This is a genomic window from Hydrogenophaga palleronii NBRC 102513, assembly GCF_001571225.1.
GTDB classification, from domain to species: Bacteria; Pseudomonadota; Gammaproteobacteria; order Burkholderiales; family Burkholderiaceae_C; genus Hydrogenophaga; species Hydrogenophaga palleronii.
In genome coordinates this window covers 77,901-96,279 of the sequence record NZ_BCTJ01000018.1, presented here as the reverse complement: position 1 = coordinate 96,279, position 18,379 = coordinate 77,901, and the positions used below count along the sequence as shown (strand labels likewise).

Below are 18,379 nucleotides of genomic sequence, written 5' to 3'. Positions count from 1 at the left end.
GGCGTAGCCGGACCCTTGATGCCCCTGGTCAGGGTTGTCTCTTTCGTTGCGTGTTGCGCTCCGGTTCGGTGGAAGAACCGTGTGCGCATGGGTACAGCCCTTCAGCGCATGCGCCGGATCAACTGGTCCTTGAGGATGAACTGGTGATGCACGAAGGCCAGCAGGTGCACGGCGATCAGCAGCAGCAGGCTGTAGACCGCCCACAGGTGGACCACGCTCAACACTTCCTTGGCCATGTCCCAGGGTGCGGCCAGGCGTGGCAGGCGGGCGCCGAAGAAGCGGATCGGGTACTGCGAGAACACCGAGCCGAGAAAACCGGAGAGCGGCGCCACCAGCATCAGCAGGTAGAGCAGGCGGTGGTTCCAGGCCGCCAGGCGTTGCTTCACCGGCGAGAGTGCGAGCGGTGCGATGCGCGGGCGCAGCCAGGCCCAGCCCAGGCGGACCAGGATCAGCAGGCCGAGCAACATGCCCGTGGACTTGTGCACGTTGAACCAGCCCGCGCGCACGCCGCTGTTGTCCTTGGGCAGATCCACCATCCACAGGCCCAGGCCCAGTTGTGCCAGCAGCAGGGCGGCCATGAGCCAGTGCAGCAGCACGGAAAAACGGTCGTAACGGGTCGCGGGGGCCATGGTCTTGTCTCCTGTGTTCGGGGGGCGTTGCGGGCCTTGTCAGGCAAGATCGGTGCCACGGTGTTGCGCGCGCTGGCGGGGTTGTGTGGCCTGCTGCTGGCGGGCCATGCGGCGGCGGCAGAACCGGCGCTGCAGCCGGGCTGTGGTGCGGCCGATTCCTTGCCCTGGCAGGCCGTGGCGCCCTCGGTCTGGGCCTGGTTGCCCGAGCGGCCGGGCGAGATATCCGCCGACAACGGCGGCCACGTGGCGCCGGTCACGGCGGTGGTGGATGGCGGGGAGGCTTTGCTGGTGGATCCCGGCCCGAGCCGGCGCCATGGCGAGCGCCTGCAGCGCTCGTTGCAATGCCGTTTTGGCGCGCGTGTGGTGTGGGTCGTCAACACCCATGCGCACGCCGAGAACGTGCTGGCCAATGCGGCCTTCGGTGCCGCTCAGGTCGCGGGTTCATTGCGCATCGGCGCCAGCGCCGCCACCGGCGAGGCCATGCGCCAGCGTTGCCCGGCCTGCCTGGCGAGCCTGACGGCGCGGGTTGGTGAGGCGCAGATGGCCGGCACCACCATCGTCTTGCCTGACCATGTGCTGGCGCCCGGCAGCGTGTTGCGCGTGGGCCGGCGCGCGCTGCGCGTGCTGGCGGTGGAGCAGGGCCACACCGAGGGCGACCTGGTGTTGTGGGACGCCGCGCACGGCGTGTTGTGGGCCGGTGGCCTGGTCTACGGCGAACGCGTGCCCGAACTCGCGCAAGGGCATGTGGACGCCTGGCTGGCGGCGCTGCAGCGCTTGCAAGCCTTGCCGGTGCGCGAGCTGATCGGCGCCAGCTGGTCACGCGCAGGGGAGGGTGGCGTGCCACCCGCTGCGCTGGCGCAGACGTTGGCTTACCTGCGCGATTTGCGCGCCGGCGTGCTGCAGGCGATGGACGAAGGCCGGCTGCCGCAGGATCGTGATGTGGTCCCGCTGCCGGCCTACGCGGGCTGGACCGGTTATGCCGAACGCCACGGCTTCAATGTGCAACGCGCCTGGCGCGAGCTGGAGGCGGTGTGGCTGTCTCCACCACCTCCGCCATCGCCACCGTCCGCGTCTTCAGTCGATCAGCCCGGGCGGTAGCGCGTGTTTCTTGCGGTAGATGGTGTTGCGCGAGATGCCCAGCGCCTTGGCCGCGGCCGACACATTGCCGTTGTGCTGGCGCAGCGCCTGCGCCATGGCGGTCAGCGCCACGTCCTGCAGGCGCTGGCTCTCGGGCTCTTCGGGCACGGCCGGTGAGAAGGGCTCGGCAGGCGCCGAACTGGTCGGCTCCAGCAGGGGCGCGGCGGCGGCCAGCGCCAGGGCAGCGGCCTCGGTGCCGGGCACACCGGTGTCGAGTTCCTCCAGGAAGTCGTCCGGCAGGTGCAGGCGCTCGATCTGGCCCTCGCAGCCCACCATCACGACGGCGGTGCGCAGCAGGTTGTGCAACTGGCGCAGGTTGCCCGGCCAGTTGTAGCGCTTGAACATGGCCAGCACCTCGGGCGAGATGCCGACGTGTTCGCCGTTCTCGCACAGCGACTTGAGGATCTTGCGCACCACGAACTCGAAGTCGGTGCGCTCGCGCAGCGCCGGCAGCTTCACCACCAGGCCGTTGAGGCGGTAGTACAGGTCTTCGCGGAAAGCGCCGTCGGCGATCATGGCCTTGGGGTTCTTGTGTGTGGCGCTGATGATGGCCACGTCCACCGGAATCTCCTTGCCCGCGCCCAGCGGGCTGACCTTGCGTTCCTGCAGCACGCGCAGCAGGCGCGCCTGCAGGTGCTTGGGCATGTCGCCGATTTCGTCCAGGAACAGCGTGCCGCCATCGGCCTGCAGGATCTTGCCGAGCGAGCCGCGTTTGCGCGCGCCGGTGAAGGCGCCTTCTTCGTAGCCGAACAGCTCGGCTTCGATCAACGTGTCCGGAATGGAGGCGCAGTTCACCGACACGAAGGGCCCGCCGCTGCGCAACGAATCGGCGTGGATAGCCTGTGCCAGCAGGTCCTTGCCGGTGCCGGTTTCGCCCAGCACCATGATCGGAATGTCGCGCCCCGAGACCATGCGCAGCTTGTTGATCACCGACGAGATCTGCGGGTCTCCGGTGTCGAGGTACTGCAACGAAGAGAAGTTGGGCTTGCGCGCCACCGCGCGAGCCGCCACCGGCGCTTCGGCGGGTGCGGCCTTGGCCGTGGCCGCGGGGGCCGCCCACTGTTCGGCCGAGCGGAACTTGGCCTGGCACCAGACGGTGACGCCGTTGTGCATGCACAGCTGCTGCGCCGGCGCCGAAGCGCCGCGGAACAGGTCGATCAATGCCGACACCGGCAGGCCGAACAGGGACGAGAAAGTGTGTGCCTTGAGCGCGCTGAACGGCAGGCCGAGCTGGAACTGCGCGCTGCGGTTGGCCGAGACGAAACGCCCGTCGGGCGAGAACACCGCAATGCCCTGCACCAGCGTGCCCATGAATTCGGCGCGCGTGTGGAAATGCAGCCGGATCGCCTTCGGAAAGATGTCGGCGAACATGTGGTTCTCGATCATCTGCGCCGACATGCGCACCAGCGCCAGCGTGTGCTGGTGGTAACTGCGGTGGTCGCCCGAGACGTCGAGCGCACCGATCACCTGGCCATACGGGTCGTAGATCGGCGCGCAGGAGCAGGCGAGGAACTGCGTGGCTTCCAGGAAGTGCTGTTCGCCGTGCACCGTGAGCGCTTCGGCTTCGGTCAGGGCGGTGCCGATGGCATTGGTGCCTTTTCTGCTCTCGGACCAGTCCGCGCCGGGCTGCAGCGCAACGCGTTGGGCTTTTTCCAGGAAGTCGGTGTCGCCCAGCGTGTGCAGCACCAGGCCCGAGGCCGAGGTCAACAAGACCATGCTGTGGGTGTTGACGATCTGGCTGTACAGCGTCTCCATCACCGGTGCGGCGTGTTGAAAGAGAAACTGGCTTTCGTCCAGCGCGTCTTTGAGCACGCCGCGACCGGGGCTGGTGAAGTCGGGTTCGTCAGCGCGCTCCAGACCGTGCGAACGCGAGCGTTCGTGCGACAGGTGGATCAGGCTGGCAAGGGCTTCGTTGCCTGGCGAGGCCGTCGCGGGCCGGCCGATGCCGTGGCTCAGTGTCTCGCTGTTCATGTTGTCTCCTGCCTCCGGCGGCATGTCCCAAGGATCGAGTTCCCACGGCAGCATTGGACCGGATGGATGTTCTCGGAAAGGATCGTCTTCGTCGTTGTTGTAGGTGTCTCGCATGCCATTGTCCTTGTCCCTGTGTCATTGATCAACACAGGGTTTTGTCCCTTGAACACATGAGCGTGTCAGGGTGGTGCAAGCCCGGGTAGCAAGGAGCCCGCCAAGGGGCTGGCACGGTGGTCTGTTGCAGCGCGGCGTGTGTGTTCACCCAGGCTGGAACAACGTTGCTGCAAATTGCAACACCCGTGTTTCGCTTCGGACCTGCGTGCGCTGCACAGGGGCCGTGTGCAGGGGGTGTGGCAGGCGCGTTGAACGGCAGGAATCCGTGGCCTGCATATTGCTAAACCAGGGCAGAGACAGGCTTTATCAGCGTTCCCACCACGGAGACCATCACGGAGACAAACACATGAAGATCCCTACGAAAACCTTGAGCTCGCGCCTCGGAAAAATCGGCCTGGCACTGACCATCGGCCTGGGTGTGGTGGCCGGCGTCTACGCCCACGGCGACATGGTGCCGCAGGCGGTGGACACGCACACGCTGCCGCAGCTGGGCGAGAAGTGGCTGGCCGACAACCCCTACGGTCCCGACAAGCCGGCCCACAAGGAAGCGCTGCGCATCGGCAGCTCGGCCTACAACCAGAACTGCGCGCGCTGCCACGGCCTTGAAGCCGTGTCGGGCGGCATCTCGCCCGACCTGCGCCTGTTCGACAAGGAGTGCTCGGGCATGGCCGACGCGGCCAAGAAGCAGGCCTGCTTCAAGGAGATGGACGAGTACTTCGTGGCCACGGTGCGGCGCGGCCGCGTGCGCGACGGCCGCGTCTACATGCCGCCGTTCGAGGGCACGCTGTCGCAGGAAGCGGTGTGGGCGATCAAGACCTACACCGACAGCCGTCGCGAGCCCTGATCGTCGTCATCGGTTTTTGAGTGTGTGGCACCGCCGCCCGACAGGGCCGCGGTGCTTCAGCTGCGTTCGCGTGGTGCCCCGAGCTTGCGGTACACCGTCGCGCGGCTGATGCCGAGGGCGCGTGCCGCTTCCTTCACGTTGCCGCGCGCGTCGTCCACCGCCTTGCGGATCATCGCGGTCTCCACGTCTTTCAAGGGCAGGCCGTGGCTGGCGCCGTGCAGCGGGATGCGTTCACCACCCTGGTTGAGCTGGGCCAGCACGCTCAGGCGCAGGCCCGACCACAGCGGCACTTCCAGCGGGCCGCGTTGCAGGCGCGCGGCGTCGAACAGGGTTTCGATCGGCACCGCAAACCATTCGCTGCAGTGGCCGGGTGCCACGCTGGCAGCGACGCCGAGCATGTCGGCAGCGGAGCGGTTGATCGCGCTGATCTGGCCATCGGCGTTGACGCAGACCAGGCCGTCGCTGGCGTCGCCCGGCATGCGGCCGGGCCAGCTCAGGCACAGCAGCAGGCGGTGCGGCTGGCTCAGGGTGAGCGCGTTCTCGATGCTGCGCGCCGACTGCGCCACCAGGTGCTTGAGCGCGGGTTGTTCGACCACGTTCACACCGGTCAGGTCGAGCATGCCGACGCACTGGCCGTCGGGCCCCCAGATCGGCGCGCCGGCGCAGCTGTAGATGGCGGTGTCGTCAAAGAAGTGTTCGCCTCGGTGCAGCCAGACCGGTTGCAGGTCGGCCAGCGTGGTGCCGATGGCGGTGGTGCCGACCGCGCGTTCGGACAGGTCAACGCCGATGCGCGCGATGCTGGCGGCGTGCGGGTCGTGCCGGTCCACCGGGCCGTTGACGTCGATCACCAGGCCGCGTGCGTCGGTGAGGATGGCGAAGTAACGCGTGTGCGCCATGGCGCGCGAGAGCGACTGGATCACCGGTGCGGCGGCGCGCAGCAGCGGCTGGTTGGCTTCGATGGCGTGTTGTGCCGCGCTGCTGGAGACGGCCGCAAAGGCCACGCGCTGGCTCGGGTCGAGCCCGAGATCGAGGCAGCGCCGCCAGGAACGTTCGACCCAGGGCGCCAGCGTGGTTGGCTGGTGCAGCGGGGTGTTGGACTCGAACACCGCCTTGCGCGCTTGCTCGATCAGGGTCAGGCGTTGCTGCTGCGGCGGAAGGGTCGGCGATGGCTGTGGGGTCACGATCGGCTCTGTGTGGCTGGGCGGGGGCCGGGCTGGATGATCGGTGTCTCGCCCGCCATTAAAGCAGCGTTTGGGGGCCCGTGCACCCCCGCCGGGGACCGGGTTAACCCGGCCAGCGCCAGCTCCAGCGGGTCTCGCGTGCGAGCGCGTCCAGGTCCGCCGGGGTGTCGAGGTCGCGTGTGTAGTGCGGGTTGTCCACCGCCCACAGCCGCACCGCATCGGGATGGGCGGCGCGCCATTGGCGCAGGGTGGTGAGCAGCGGCGCGGCGAGGGCCTCGCGCACGCGGGCATCCAACAGCACCGGGTGGCCGGGCTGGCCGCGCACCATGGGCACCTGCACGCGCACGCCGTCGGCGCGCTGCGCGAAGGCTTCCAGCGCGGCGCGCACATCGGCTTCATCGATCAGCGGCTGGTCGGCCAGCAGCACCACCACCTGGTCCACGTCGTGCGCCAGCGCACGCAGGCCGGCACGCAGCGAGGAGGCGGTGTCGTCCTCCGGGCGCGGGTTGATCACGCACAGCGGTGCGATGCTGTCGGGCAACTGCGCCACATGGGCCTGGATGTCGGCCGCATGGTGGCCGAGCACCAGCACCAGGTCGTGCCGCGCGCGGCCGCGCAGGGGTTGCAGCTGCGTGAGCAGGCGCTCCAGCAGCGTGCGGCCTTCGAGCTGCAGCAGGCACTTGGCCACACCGCCCATGCGCCGGCCGGCGCCGGCGGCGAGGATGACGAAGCCGGTCTTCACGGTGCGACGAAACACACCGGCGCCGAGGCTTCGGCGGCAGACAGGGTGTTCTTCGCGTTCGCCACTTCCATGTCGCGCGGCAGCGGCACGCCGTTCTTCACCGCCAGCACCTCGGCCATCACGCTGACCGCGATTTCCGCCGGGGTCTTGCTGCCGATGTAGATACCGATCGGGCCGCGCAGGCGTGCCAGGCTCTCCGGGGTCTGGTCGAAGTGTTCGATCATGCGGGCGTGGCGCGCCTCGTTGTTGCGGCGCGAGCCGATGGCACCGACGTAGAACGCGTCGGTCTCCAGCGCTTCGAGCAGGGCCAGGTCGTCGAGCTTGGGGTCGTGGGTGAGGGCGATCACGCAGCTGCGCCGGTCGACGCGGAAGTCGCGCACCACGTCATCGGGCATCTCGGTGACGATCTTCACGCCGGCCACCGACCAGGCGCCGCGGTACTCCTCGCGCGGGTCGCAGACGGTGACGGCAAAACCGTTGAACAACGCCATGGTGGCCAGGTACTCGGTGAGCTGGCCGGCGCCGATCAGCAGCATGCGGTACTCGGGGCCGAAGGTGTTGCTGAGCCAGCCCGCCTCGTCGCTCAGGGCCGCCGGCGTGGCGGCGGTGCGCAGCGTCACCTGCCCGGTGGCGAGTTCGGTGCGGCGCTCGACCAGGTGGCCGGCCGAGAGCGTCTGCACCAGCTCGGCCAGCGCGCCGGTGTCGGGGTTGAATTCGAGCACCAGCTCCAGCGTGCCGCCGCAAGGCAGGCCGAAGCGGTGGGCTTCGTCGGCGCTCACGCCGTACTTCACGCGCTCGGGTGGACCGGTGGGAATCTCGTGCGTGATGCCGGCCGGTGCACTGCTGCCCTGCACCGCACCGTGGGCGCGGCTGTAGCGGTAGATCAGGTCGTCCTCGATGCAGCCACCGGAGACCGAGCCGACCACCGCGCCGGTCTCGCACAAGGCCATCACCGAGCCCACCGGGCGCGGTGACGAGCCCCAGGTGCGCACCACGGTGGCCAGCAGCGCGCGCCGGCCTTCGGCACGCCAGCCCTGCAGCGTGCGCAGCACCGTGACATCGAGATTTTCCACGTTCAACCTTTCCGATCAGCCTTTGGTGACGAGATAGATCACCACCGCCGCAACGACGGCGATGGCGCCCCAGGCCCAGGTGGGCAGGCCACCGCCGGCCTTGGGCATGGGGGTGTGTTCGGCCACGGCGGCGGCGGGCGCTGCCGCGCTCGGGTAACGCTGTTGCAAGGCCTCGTCGAAGCGGCGGAAGAAGTCTTCGGCCAGCGACTTGGCCGCGCCGTCGATCAGGCGCTGGCCCAACTGCGCGATCTTGCCACCCACGCTGGAGTGCACCGTGTAGTTCAGTTCGCAGCCGCTGCCGGCCGGCGTGAGCTGCACCGCGGCCTCGCCCTTGCCGAAACCGGCCACGCCGCCCTGTGCGTCAAAGCCCAGCTTGTACGACTGCGGCGGGGTGATGTCGGACAGCGTGACGCGGCCGTTGAAGCGCGCGGCCACGGGGCCGATCTTGATGGCGGTGGTCACCGCATAGGTGTTGGGCTCGGTGAGCTCGAACTTCTCGCAGCCGGGAATGCAGGCCTTGAGCATTTCGGGGTCGTTGAGGGCCTCCCATGCCTGTTGCTGGGTCACGGCCAGCGGCCGGTTTCCTTGCATGTCCAATTGGTCTCTCCTGTAGGGGGGTATGTTGAATGAAAACAGCGAACTCAGCTGCGCTGCATCAGGGATGCCATGGCGCGCGCCAGGTCTTCCAGGCGGCTGAGGTTGTGCACCGCCAGCATGCCGTGCGCGTGCCGGTGCAGCACGCTGGCGCCACTGGCCAGCGGCGCGTAACCGTCAAAGCGCAACAAGGGGTTGAGCCAGAGCAGCTTGCGGCTGTGCAGGCCGAGCCAGGTCAGCTCCTGCTCCAGCAGTTCGGGCGCGCCGGTGTCCAGCCCGTCGGTGATCAGCAGCACCACGGTGCGCCGGCCCACCAGGCAGCGGCTGTGCTCGCGGCGCAGGCGCGCCAGCGATTCGCCCAGGCGCGTGCCGCCGGCGAAATCGTCGATGGCGGCGTTGGCCATGTCGAGCATCACGTCGGTGTCGCGCTGGCGGAAGGCCGGGCGCAGGTCGGTGAGTTCGGTGCCGAAGGCAAACGCGTTGCGTGGTGTGCCCTGAGTGGCCTGGTGCAGAAATGCCAGCAGCAGGCGCGCATAGCGCTCCATGGAGCCGGAGATGTCGACCAGGATCAGCAGCGGCAGGGGTTGCGGGTGCCGCGCCAGGCGCGGGATTTCGAGCAGCTCGCCATCGTGTCGGCGCGCCTGTTGCAGGGCGCGCGGCCAGTTCGGCCGGTGGCCCCGCGTACCCGCGCGTTCGCGGCGCGAGCGCACCGTGGGCAGGGGCAGGGCGATCTCGCGCGCCAGCTGTTCAACCAGACGGAACTCGCTGGCCGAGAGGCCGGCGAAGTCGGCATGGCGCAGGCGTTGCTGGTCGCTGGCGCTCATGGCGGCGTCGAACTTCAGGTCGGTCTCGCCCTGGTTGGGGGTGCGCGCTTTCAGCCCCGCCACGCTCAGCGCTTCCTGCACGCGGGCCTTGCGCCGCACCGGGTGCGCCTTGGCGGCCTTGGGCAGCATCTGCGCGAGCAGCTGCTGCGCGAGTTCGGGGTTGCGGAAGAAGGCCTCGAACATCTCGTCGAACACGGCCAGGTCTTGCTGGCGGCTGACCAGCACGGCCTGCAGGGCCGCGCGCAGGTCGTCGCGCCGCGCCACGCCCACGGCGGTGGCGGCGGTGATGGCCAGCACCACACGGCTGCTGTCCACCGGCACACCGGCGCGGCGCAGGGCACGGCCGAAGGCGGTGATGTGGGCCGGGAATTTTCCGGAGCGCGCGTCGCCAAGGATCATGGGTGGGCTGTCCGGAGCGAGGTGACCATGTCCAGGGGCAGCGCGAAGCGGCGCGGGGGGTGTTTCATACCTCCGGCTCCAGCAGCTTGTCCAGCAACGGGATCAATGCCGCCACGTCCTCGCGCTGCTTGAACAGGATGCCGGCGGTGTCCTGCACCACCTCGGGGTCGAGCGTGAGCGTGTCCAGCGCCACCAGCGCCTTGGCCCATTCCACGCTCTCTGCGATGCCCGGGCTGCGCTGGAAAGCGTTGGCGAAGGGCTGGTTGCGCAGGCGGGAGACGAAGCGCGTGACCTGCTCCGTGAGCTCGGCGCTGGCCTGCGGCACCTGGCTGGTGACGATGGCGAGCTCGCGCTCGCGGTCGGGGTAGTCCAGCCACTGGTACAGGCAACGGCGCTTGACGGCGTCGTTGAGTTCGCGCGTGCGGTTGCTGGTGAGGATGGTCAGCGGCGGTGCCACCGCCTTGATGGTGCCGAGTTCGGGAATGCTCACCTGGTACTCGCCCAGGTACTCGAGCAGGAAGGCTTCAAACGGTTCGTCGGCGCGGTCCACCTCGTCGATCAACAGCACCGCACCCGGCTCGGGTGTCTGCAGGGCCTGCAGCAGCGGGCGGCGGATCAGGTAACGCGCCTGGTAGACCTCGCGCTCGATCTCGTCGGGCGTGGCGGTGGCCTGGGCCGCGCGCATGTGCAGCAGCTGGGCGGTGTGGTTCCACTCGTAGAGCGCTTCGCGCTGCTCCATGCCGTCGTAACACTGCAGGCGCAGCAGCGGGCGGGCCAGCACCTTGGCCAGTGCCTTGGCCAGCTCGGTCTTGCCGACGCCGGGCTCGCCTTCGAGCAGCAGCGGGCGCTGCAGCCGCATGGCGAGGAACACGGCGGTGGCCAGCCGCCGTGGCGCGTGGTAACCCACGCCCTGCAGGGCGTGGGTCAGGCCGTCGATGCTGTCGGTGTCTGCGGGCAAGCGGCTCATCCGTTCGCCTGCCGCACCGCGGCCTGCGTCTGCACCGTCACCATGTGCGCGCGGTAGGCCGAGCTGGCGTGCAGGTCGCCGCTGATCTCGCTGGCGTCGATCTGCACGCCCTGCACCGCTTCGGGGGTGAAGCTCTTCGCCAGCGCCGCTTCCAGGCCGGCATGGCGGAACACGCCGTTGCCGGTGCCGGTGATGGCCACGCGCACGCCGCCCGCGGTCTGCGCCACGAACACACCGACCAGCGCGAAGCGCGAGGCCGGTTGGCGGAACTTGGCATAGGCCGCCTTGGTGGGCACCGGGAAACGGATGGCGGTGATGAGTTCACCCGCGTCCAGCGCGGTGGTGTAGAGGCCCTGGAAGAAGTCGTCGGCCTTGATCTCGCGCCGGTCGGTGACCACGGTGGCGCCCAGGCCCAGCACCGCGCTGGGGTAGCACGCTGCAGGGTCGTTGTTGGCGACCGAGCCGCCCATGGTGCCCATGGCGCGGACCTGGCGGTCGCCAATGCCCTCGGCCAGCGCGGCCAGGCCGGGGATCAGCCGGCGCACGTCGGCGTTGGCGGCCACGTCCTGGTGTTTGGTCATGGCGCCGATGACGATGGTCTGGCCGTCAACGCGGATGCCCTGCAGTTCGGCCACGCCGCCCAGGTCGATCAGGTTCTCGGGGCGCATCAGGCGCTGCTTCATGGAAGCGATCAGGGTCTGGCCGCCGGCCAGGGCTTGTGCACCGCCACCGGTGAGGCGCTTGGCGTCGGCCAGGGTGGTGGGGCGTTCGAGTGTGAATGCGTACATGGTGTGTCTCCTGCGGGATCAGGCCTTGGCTTGCTGGATGGCGGTCCAGACGCGGTTCGGGCTGGCGGGCATGTCGAGGTCTTTCACGCCGAGCGGTGCGAGCGCGTCGAGCACGGCGTTGATGACTGCCGGTGGCGAGCCGATGGCGCCGGCTTCGCCGCAGCCCTTGGTGCCCAGCGGGTTGGTGGTGCAGGGCGTGACGACGCTGCCGATCTTGAAGTCGGGGAAGTCATCGGCGCGCGGCATGGCGTAGTCCATGAACGAGCCGGTGACCAGCTGGCCGGTTTCGCGGTCGTAGATGCAGCTCTCCAGCAGCGCCTGGCCAATGCCTTGCGCCAGGCCGCCGTGCACCTGGCCCTCGACGATCATCGGGTTGATGATGGTGCCGAAGTCGTCTACCGCGGTGAAGCGGTCAACACGCACCACGCCGGTGTTGGGGTCGATCTCGACTTCGCAGATGTGCGTGCCGGCCGGGTAGGTGAAGTTGGTCGGGTCGTAGAACGCGGTTTCGTTCAGGCCCGGCTCCAGCTTGTCCAGCGGGTAGTTGTGCGGCACGTAGGCGGTGAGCGCGACCTGGCCGAAGGTGACCTTCTTGTCGGTGCCCTTGACGGTGAATTCGCCGTTAGCGAAGTCCACGTCGGCATCGCCGGTTTCCATCAGGTGGGCCGCGATCTTCTTGGCCTTGGCTTCGATCTTGTCGAGCGCACGCATGATGGCCGCGCCACCGACCGAGATCGAACGCGAACCGTAGGTGCCCATGCCGAAGGGCACGCGGCCGGTGTCGCCGTGCACGATGTCGACCTGCGACGGGTCGAGCCCGAGGCGCGAGGCCACCACCTGAGCGAAGGTGGTCTCATGCCCCTGGCCGTGGCTGTGTGAACCGGTGAACACGGTCACGCTGCCGGTCGGGTGCACGCGCACCTCGCCGCACTCGAACAGGCCGGCGCGTGCGCCCAGGGCGCCCGCGATGTTGCTCGGTGCCAGGCCGCAGGCTTCGATGTAGCTGCTGTAGCCGACGCCGCGCAGCAGGCCCTTGGCCTTCGAGGTCGCCTTGCGTTGCTCGAAGCCGGACATCTCGGCCAGCTCGTTGGCCTTCTCCATGCACTGCGGGAAATCGCCCGTGTCGTACTGCAGCGCCACCGGCGTCTGGTACGGGAAGTCGGTGATGAAGTTGCGGCGGCGGATCTCGTCCTGCGACAGCCCGGTCTCCCAGGCGCAGCGGCTGACGATGCGTTCCAGCAGGTAGGTGGCCTCGGGCCGGCCGGCGCCGCGGTAGGCGTCCACCGGTGCGGTGTTGGTGAACCAGGCATCCACCTCCACATAAACCTGCGGCGTCTTGTACTGGCCGGCGAGCAGCGTGGCGTACAGGATGGTGGGCACGGCGGTGGAGAAGGTGGACAGGTAGGAGCCGAGGTTGGCGTCGGTGTGCACCTTGAACGCGAGGAACTTGCCGTCCTTGTCCATCGCCATCTCGGCGTGCGTCACGTGGTCGCGGCCGTGGGCGTCGCACAGGAAGGCTTCGCTGCGGTCGCAGTTCCACTTGATGGCGCAGTTGAGCTTCTTCGAGGCCCAGGTCAGGCAGACGTCTTCGGCGTACAGGTAGATCTTGGCGCCGAAGCCACCACCCACGTCGGGCGCGATCACGCGCACCTTGTGCTCGGGCAGGCCCATCACGAAGGCCGTCATCAGCAGGCGCTCGACGTGCGGGTTCTGGTTGGACACGTAGAGCGTGTAGTCGTCACCGGCGCGGTTGTACGAGGCGATGGCCGCGCGCGGCTCCATCGGGTTGGGCGCCAGGCGGTTGTTGATCAGGTCGATCTTGGTCACGTGCGCGGCGCCGGCAAAGGCCGCGTCGGCCGCCGCCTTGTCACCAATGGCCCACTTGTAGCAGTGGTTGCCGGGCGCGGCTTCGTGCAGCGTGGGTGCGCCGGCTTTCATGGCGTCGCGCACGTCCACCACGGCGGGCAGCGGCTCGTAGTCCACGTCCACCAGCTCGGCGGCGTTCTTCGCGTTTTCCAGCGTGTCGGCCACCACCATGGCCACGTGGTCGCCCACGTAACGCGCCTTGCCGAAGGCCAGGATGGGGTGTGGCGGCTCCTTCATGGGCTGGCCGTTGACGTCGGTGATCAGCCAGCCGCAGGGCAGGCCGTTGATCTTGTCGGCGGCCACGTCGTTGCCGTCGAGCACACCGATCACGCCGGGTGATTGCAGCGCGGCCGTCTTGTCGATCTTGCGGATGTTGGCGTGGGCGTGCGGCGAGCGCACGAACACCGCGTGGTGCATGTTGGGCAGCACGATGTCGTCGGTGTACTGGCCGGCGCCGGTGAGAAAGCGGTAGTCCTCCTTGCGCAGCAGCGATTCGCCGATGTGCGGGAGTTTGGAAAAATCGGATGCACCCATTTCATTTTCTCCAGTGAGCGCCGCGAGATGGGCAGCGCGAGAAGTGGTTGAAGCAAGTGGCAGCGCGGAACCGGCTCTGCCGGGTCGCTGCTGCCGCCCCCTTGAGGGGGTCGCGCGAAGCGCGGCGGGGGTGTTACTTCATCGCTGCGGCGCCTTGCTGCACCGCTTTGACGATGTTCTGGTAACCGGTGCAGCGGCACAGGTTGCCTTCGAGGTGCTCGCGGATCTCGCCGGCGCTGGCGCCGGGGTGCTGCTTGCACAGGCTGACCGCGCTCATCACCATGCCGGGGGTGCAGAAGCCGCACTGAAGGCCGTGGCATTCCTTGAACGCCGTCTGCATGGGGTGCATGGTGCCGTCGGCTTCGGCCAGGCCTTCGATGGTGGTGATCTCGCTGCCCGCCACCTGCGCCAGCAGCACGTTGCACGACTTGATGGCGCGGCCGTTGACCATCACCGTGCAGGCGCCGCACTGGGCGGTGTCGCAGCCCACGTGGGTGCCGGTGAGTCGAAGCTTTTCACGCAGCGTCTGCACCAGCAGCGTGTGGGGTGGTGCGTCGATGGTCACGGGTTTGCCGTTGACCGTGAGTTGAACCTGCATGGTTTGTCTCCTTGTTGTGGTTGGTGGGGCACAACAAGTTGAGCACGCGGCCCTGTGGCCGATTTGCGGGTTAACCCTGGAAACGCCCGGCGGCCCTCAATCTTTCTCAAATTGAGACAGCCGGTGCCGGCGCCGGACGGCGCGGACCCGCCTTCAGAGCGGCCGGCTGGCGGTGGCAGGCAGGTTGGGGCTGTAGCGCAGGTGGACCCAGCTGCCGTCCAGCACCTGCAGGTGCACATACAGGCGGCGGTGCGCCCACAGGCGGTCGATGGCGTCGGCCGGCTGCGCGCCCCGGCTCTTGGTGCTGGCTTCCAGCCCGTAGCTGGCGCGCAGGGCGGTGGTGAGCCGCTGGGCGATGGCGCGCGCCTGGGCTGGCGAGTCCGCGTGCTTTCGCAGCACGATGTTCTGCAGGCCCTCCTGGCCGAAACCAAACAGCACCTCGAACTCGTCGTCCACCAGCGCGTGGGCCGGGATGCGCAGCAGCACGTCACCGGTGATCGCCGCGTCGCTCAGGCCCGCCGGCGCCGGCACGGCCTCTGGGAGGCGGGCAACCACCTCGGCCGGCGTGGCACCCGTGGGCACACCCTGCCACAGGGCCTGGGCCGAGGCCGAGAGGGAAGCCAGCAACAGGGCGGCGCAGACGAAAAGAGGTTTCATGTGGGGCGTTGGATGCGCTCGGCGTGACAGAGTTCGCCCACACGGGTGGGCGGGGGCGGAAGGGCGGGCTGGCGCGGCGGCAGGCCCGGGCTCAGGCGGGCGGGAACCAGGGCAGGGCGCTGCGCATGCCCAGCCAGGTGAGCAGCAGCGAGCCGAACAGGTGCAGGCCGGTGGTGCCGAGCGCGAGCGCAAAGCGCCCGTGCTGCAGCATGCCCATGACCTCGGCCGAGAAGGTGGAGAACGTGGTGAGCGCGCCCAGGAAGCCGGTGATGATGGCGAGCCGCCAGGCCGGGTCGAGCTGCGTCTGGCTCTGGAAGAACACCACCGCCACGCCCACGATGTAGGCGCCGATCCAGTTGGCCGCCAGCGTGCCCCAGGGCAACACCGCGGCGCTCTGGTTGAGCCAGAGGCTCAGGCGCCAGCGCGCAAGCGCGCCGAGCACGGCACCCAGGCTGATGGCAATGGCGCTGTGCATGCTGTGGTGGCCCCTGGTTCAGGCTCGATCAGAACGGCGGGCCGTCTTCGTCGCTCGCACCGGTGGCCACCGGTGCCGGTTTGGCAGGCGCGGGCTCGCTGTCGGCGGCGGCGCCGAAGGCCATCTCACCACCCAGGGCTTCGATCAGCTCGGGAATGAGCTTCTGCAGCTCGCCGGTGGACAGGGCGACGTCGGCGTCGAAGCCGTTCTCGCCTTCGTCGGGGCGGCCGTCGAACACGCCTTCGAGGAAGTTGATTTTCTTCACCTGCAGCGATTCGGTGAGCGTGAAGCCGATGCGGCCTTCCCAGCTCAGGGCCAGGCGCGTGGGCAGCTTGCCCTCGGTGATGTGCTGGCGCACCTCGTCGGTGGCGAGGTTGTGGCGGGTGAACTTCACCGCCGACTTCTCTTCGTCGCCCGATTTCAGTTCGCACTCGCGCTCGACCGAGAAGCCGCCCGGCCATTCCTCGGGCGTGGTGGCCGAGAGCCACTGCGTCATGGCGGTTTGCGGCGTCACCGCGGTCTGCAGCAGCGTGACGGCCAGGCCGTCGAAGGCGCGCACCAGGGCGGTGACCACCTCGTCGAGCTTGCCCTGGCTGCTGGCGTCGGTGACCAGCCAGCCGTTCTGCAGGTCGATCCAGACCCAGACGGTCATCTGGCGCGCAAAGGCCTGCGGCAGCAGGGCCAGCAGGGCGTCTTCGCGCAGGGCCTTGGTTTCTTTCTTGCCGGGCTTGCGGCCGGTGGTGGCCTCGATGTGGTCGGCTTCTTCCTGCGCCTTCTTCTTCACCACCGAGCCGGGCACGCCCTTGGTCTCGATCTGCAGCTTGAGGATGCGCTGGCCGGCGACCGATTCCACCAGCGGGCCATGGGCCTCACCGCGTGGTTCGACCCAGCCGGCCGCCTTGTCCTGCGTGGCACCGCAGGGCACGAAACGGGCCGCGTCCAGGGCGGCCTCCATGTCTTCCAGCGACGCGTCCCAGCCGGGCGCGATGCGGTAGATCGTCACATTCTTGAACACGGGAAAATCCTCAGAAAAAAGCAAACCGCCGCTCGGGGCGGCGGGGATGCTGCAGTGTAGAGGATGGCGCCGGACGATCCGGTTACAACTCCTTGCCCATGAACAGGTCGGGCAGCACGGTGACGATGGACGGGAAGACGGTGATCAGCGCGATGGCGAAGATCATGCAGGCGAAGAAGGGCAGGGTGACCTTGGCGATGCGGTTGCTGTCGATGCCGGTCATGTTCTGCAGCACGAACAGGTTGAAGCCCACCGGCGGCGTGATCTCGGCGATTTCGATCAGCATGATGATGAAGATGCCGAACCAGATGAGGTCGAAGCCGGCCTGCTGGATCATGGGCAGCACCACCGCGCTGGTGAGCACGATCATGCTGATGCCGTCGAGCGCGGCGCCCAGGATCAGGTAGACGATGACGAGCACGAAGATCAACCCGTAGGGCGAGAGCTGCAGCCGCTCGACCAGCTCGGCCAGTTCGCGCGGGATGCCGGTGAAGGCCATGGTCTTGGTGAGGAAGGCCGCGCCGGCGAGGATGAACATGATCATGCAGCTCACCCGCGTGGCGCCGGTGAGGCCCTGCCAGAAGTTGCGCCAGGTGAGCTGGCGGCTGGCCGCCGCAATGACCAGCGAGCCGACCACGCCATAGGCCGCGCATTCGGTGGCGGTGGCGATGCCCGAGACCAGCACCCAGACGATGAAGACGATCAGCAGGCCGCAGGGAATCAGGCTGCCCGAGCGCCGCATCTTCTCGGCGAAAGTGGTGGGTGCTTCTGCGGGCGGTACCTTGTCCGGGTTGCGCAGGCTCCACCAGATGATGTAGCCCGAGAACAGCGCCATCAGCAGGAAACCCGGCAGGAAGCCGGCGAGAAAGAGGCGGATCACGCTTGCGTCCGCCGCCACGGCGTAGACCACCATGGTGATGGACGGCGGGATCAGGATGCCCAGGCCACCGGCGGCGGCGAGCGAGCCGAGCGCGAGGTTGCGGTCGTAGCCGCGTTTGTCCAGCTCGGGCAGGGCCACCTTGGCGATGGTGGCGCAGGTGGCGGCCGACGAGCCCGAGACCGAACCGAAGATGCCGCAGCCCAGCACGGTGGTGTGCATCAACCGGCCGGGAATGCGCGAGAGCCAGGGCGAGAGGCCGTCGAACATCTGTTCCGACAGGCGTGTGCGGTAGAGGATCTCGCCCATCCAGATGAACAGCGGCAGGGCGGCCAGCTCCCAGCTCGCCGTGGTTTCCCAGAAGGCGGTGAAGAGGTTCTTGCCCGGCACGGTGGAGGTGAAGAACGCCTGCCCGACCCAGCCGACGATGGCCAGCGTCATCGCGATCCAGACGCCGCCGCTGAGCATCAGCAGCAGAACGAAGAGCAGCAGGCCTCCGATTTCAAGCAAGCCCATTCACAGCTCCTCGGAAAAATCGCCGCGCGCGTGCCGCTCCTCGACACGCACCACATAACTCGGCCGGCCCCCGCGCAGCACGGTGACGCATTCGTCCAGCGCCGCGATGATCAGGATGGCGGTGCCCACCACCACGCTCATCTGCGGAATCCAGATCGGGATGGCGACCATGTTGTTCGCGATGTCGTTGAAGACATAACTCTCGTAGGTGAACAGCGCCGCCCAGTAGCCCAGGTAGCTCACCATGACGGTGGCGACGGCCAGCGCGAACACTTCCAGCCAGGGCCGCACGCGCGGGCTGGCCCACTCCAGCAACAGCGTGACGCGCACGAAGTCGCCATTGCGGAAGCTGTAGGCCATGCCCAGGAAGGCCGCGGCGGCGCAGAGCCAGGCCACCACGTCGTTGACCCAGGACACGCGCCATTCGAGCAGGCGTCCGATGGACGCCCAGATCATCAGCACCAGGATGCCGAGCACGCACAGCGCGGCCAGGCCGCCGCCGAATGCGTACAGGCCGTCCAGCGCGCGCCGCACGGGGCCGCGCGCGGCGGCCGGTGTGTGTTCGGACATCGGGCGGG

General features: G+C 68.5%; 18 protein-coding genes. 2 read left to right on the top strand and 16 right to left on the bottom strand.

What is annotated here, in order from left to right; genetic code table 11:
• Positions 1 to 101: 101 nt before the first annotated feature.
• The gene (locus HPA01S_RS14060; RefSeq protein ID WP_066271093.1) at positions 102 to 629 is read right to left on the bottom strand and encodes a cytochrome b; all 528 of its coding nucleotides are present in this window, start codon (positions 627 to 629) and stop codon (positions 102 to 104) included.
• Positions 630 to 665: 36 nt separating this feature from the next.
• On the opposite strand from HPA01S_RS14060, the gene HPA01S_RS14055 reads away from it, so the two are divergent.
• Positions 666 to 1,727, top strand: a complete 1,062-nt coding sequence (locus tag HPA01S_RS14055; RefSeq protein ID WP_066271091.1) for an MBL fold metallo-hydrolase — start codon at positions 666 to 668, stop codon at positions 1,725 to 1,727.
• On the opposite strand, the gene HPA01S_RS14050 is transcribed toward HPA01S_RS14055, so the two are convergent.
• Positions 1,704 to 3,737 (bottom strand): sigma-54-dependent Fis family transcriptional regulator, encoded by a 2,034-nt coding sequence (locus tag HPA01S_RS14050; RefSeq protein WP_066271089.1) that lies wholly within the window; start codon positions 3,735 to 3,737, stop codon positions 1,704 to 1,706. The genes HPA01S_RS14055 and HPA01S_RS14050 overlap by 24 nt on opposite strands.
• 460 nt (positions 3,738 to 4,197) lie before the next feature.
• Here HPA01S_RS14050 and pedF point away from each other — a divergent pair, with 460 nt between their 5' ends.
• A complete protein-coding gene (gene pedF, locus HPA01S_RS14045) occupies positions 4,198 to 4,695 on the top strand; it encodes a cytochrome c-550 PedF (RefSeq protein WP_084360687.1) in 498 nt (165 codons plus the stop codon).
• 56 nt (positions 4,696 to 4,751) lie between these two features.
• Here the strand turns inward: pedF and HPA01S_RS14040 are convergent, their stop codons facing one another.
• The 14 genes from HPA01S_RS14040 to HPA01S_RS13975 all read right to left on the bottom strand — a co-directional run bounded on the left by HPA01S_RS14040 (position 4,752) and on the right by HPA01S_RS13975 (position 18,371).
• Positions 4,752 to 5,876, bottom strand: a complete 1,125-nt coding sequence (locus tag HPA01S_RS14040; protein WP_245638655.1) for a helix-turn-helix domain-containing protein — start codon at positions 5,874 to 5,876, stop codon at positions 4,752 to 4,754.
• 103 nt (positions 5,877 to 5,979) lie between these two features.
• On the bottom strand, positions 5,980 to 6,633 hold the full coding sequence (locus HPA01S_RS14035; protein WP_157085022.1) for a nucleotidyltransferase family protein: 654 nt from the start codon (positions 6,631 to 6,633) through the stop codon (positions 5,980 to 5,982).
• Positions 6,615 to 7,691: an XdhC family protein gene (locus HPA01S_RS14030; protein ID WP_066271112.1), complete on the bottom strand. Its 1,077-nt coding sequence runs from the start codon at positions 7,689 to 7,691 to the stop codon at positions 6,615 to 6,617. Before HPA01S_RS14030 ends, HPA01S_RS14035 begins: the two co-directional genes overlap by 19 nt.
• 15 nt (positions 7,692 to 7,706) lie before the next feature.
• A complete protein-coding gene (locus HPA01S_RS14025) occupies positions 7,707 to 8,288 on the bottom strand; it encodes an SRPBCC family protein (protein WP_066271085.1) in 582 nt (193 codons plus the stop codon).
• Between the two features lie 44 nt (positions 8,289 to 8,332).
• The gene (locus HPA01S_RS14020; RefSeq protein WP_066271082.1) at positions 8,333 to 9,508 is read right to left on the bottom strand and encodes a vWA domain-containing protein; all 1,176 of its coding nucleotides are present in this window, start codon (positions 9,506 to 9,508) and stop codon (positions 8,333 to 8,335) included.
• Positions 9,509 to 9,572: 64 nt separating this feature from the next.
• The gene (locus HPA01S_RS14015; protein ID WP_066271076.1) at positions 9,573 to 10,475 is read right to left on the bottom strand and encodes an AAA family ATPase; all 903 of its coding nucleotides are present in this window, start codon (positions 10,473 to 10,475) and stop codon (positions 9,573 to 9,575) included.
• Positions 10,472 to 11,263, bottom strand: coding sequence for an FAD binding domain-containing protein (locus HPA01S_RS14010; protein WP_066271072.1), 792 nt, complete (start codon positions 11,261 to 11,263; stop codon positions 10,472 to 10,474). The genes HPA01S_RS14015 and HPA01S_RS14010 overlap by 4 nt, the downstream gene beginning before the upstream one ends.
• 18 nt (positions 11,264 to 11,281) lie before the next feature.
• A complete protein-coding gene (locus tag HPA01S_RS14005) occupies positions 11,282 to 13,663 on the bottom strand; it encodes a xanthine dehydrogenase family protein molybdopterin-binding subunit (protein WP_066271070.1) in 2,382 nt (793 codons plus the stop codon).
• A gap of 133 nt (positions 13,664 to 13,796) precedes the next feature.
• A complete protein-coding gene (locus HPA01S_RS14000) occupies positions 13,797 to 14,261 on the bottom strand; it encodes a (2Fe-2S)-binding protein (protein WP_066271067.1) in 465 nt (154 codons plus the stop codon).
• A 153-nt stretch (positions 14,262 to 14,414) separates the two neighbouring features.
• Complete coding sequence (locus HPA01S_RS13995) at positions 14,415 to 14,918, bottom strand: hypothetical protein (protein WP_157085021.1); 504 nt, start codon at positions 14,916 to 14,918, stop codon at positions 14,415 to 14,417.
• A 91-nt stretch (positions 14,919 to 15,009) separates the two neighbouring features.
• The gene (gene crcB / locus HPA01S_RS13990; protein WP_066271062.1) at positions 15,010 to 15,393 is read right to left on the bottom strand and encodes a fluoride efflux transporter CrcB; all 384 of its coding nucleotides are present in this window, start codon (positions 15,391 to 15,393) and stop codon (positions 15,010 to 15,012) included.
• A 28-nt stretch (positions 15,394 to 15,421) separates the two neighbouring features.
• On the bottom strand, positions 15,422 to 16,408 hold the full coding sequence (locus HPA01S_RS13985) for a recombination-associated protein RdgC (protein ID WP_066271060.1): 987 nt from the start codon (positions 16,406 to 16,408) through the stop codon (positions 15,422 to 15,424).
• 82 nt (positions 16,409 to 16,490) lie between these two features.
• Positions 16,491 to 17,801 (bottom strand): TRAP transporter large permease, encoded by a 1,311-nt coding sequence (locus HPA01S_RS13980; RefSeq protein ID WP_066271058.1) that lies wholly within the window; start codon positions 17,799 to 17,801, stop codon positions 16,491 to 16,493.
• Entirely contained in the window at positions 17,802 to 18,371 is a 570-nt protein-coding gene (locus HPA01S_RS13975; protein ID WP_066271056.1) for a TRAP transporter small permease, read from the bottom strand. It abuts the gene before it with no gap.
• Between the last annotated feature and the right edge of the window lie 8 nt (positions 18,372 to 18,379).

What these genes read in the sequence shown, in the direction of transcription:
- HPA01S_RS14060 (WP_066271093.1), bottom strand. Translation starts at nt 629, where the DNA reads ATGGCCCCCGCGACCCGTTACGACCGTTTTTCCGTGCTGCTGCACTGG.
- HPA01S_RS14020 (WP_066271082.1), bottom strand. Translation starts at nt 9,508, where the DNA reads ATGATCCTTGGCGACGCGCGCTCCGGAAAATTCCCGGCCCACATCACC.
- HPA01S_RS14010 (WP_066271072.1), bottom strand. Translation starts at nt 11,263, where the DNA reads ATGTACGCATTCACACTCGAACGCCCCACCACCCTGGCCGACGCCAAG.
- HPA01S_RS14050 (WP_066271089.1), bottom strand. Translation starts at nt 3,737, where the DNA reads ATGAACAGCGAGACACTGAGCCACGGCATCGGCCGGCCCGCGACGGCC.
- HPA01S_RS14000 (WP_066271067.1), bottom strand. Translation starts at nt 14,261, where the DNA reads ATGCAGGTTCAACTCACGGTCAACGGCAAACCCGTGACCATCGACGCA.
- HPA01S_RS14005 (WP_066271070.1), bottom strand. Translation starts at nt 13,663, where the DNA reads ATGGGTGCATCCGATTTTTCCAAACTCCCGCACATCGGCGAATCGCTG.
- pedF (WP_084360687.1), top strand. Translation starts at nt 4,198, where the DNA reads ATGAAGATCCCTACGAAAACCTTGAGCTCGCGCCTCGGAAAAATCGGC.
- HPA01S_RS13980 (WP_066271058.1), bottom strand. Translation starts at nt 17,801, where the DNA reads ATGGGCTTGCTTGAAATCGGAGGCCTGCTGCTCTTCGTTCTGCTGCTG.
- crcB (WP_066271062.1), bottom strand. Translation starts at nt 15,393, where the DNA reads ATGCACAGCGCCATTGCCATCAGCCTGGGTGCCGTGCTCGGCGCGCTT.
- HPA01S_RS13995 (WP_157085021.1), bottom strand. Translation starts at nt 14,918, where the DNA reads ATGAAACCTCTTTTCGTCTGCGCCGCCCTGTTGCTGGCTTCCCTCTCG.
- HPA01S_RS14015 (WP_066271076.1), bottom strand. Translation starts at nt 10,475, where the DNA reads ATGAGCCGCTTGCCCGCAGACACCGACAGCATCGACGGCCTGACCCAC.
- HPA01S_RS13975 (WP_066271056.1), bottom strand. Translation starts at nt 18,371, where the DNA reads ATGTCCGAACACACACCGGCCGCCGCGCGCGGCCCCGTGCGGCGCGCG.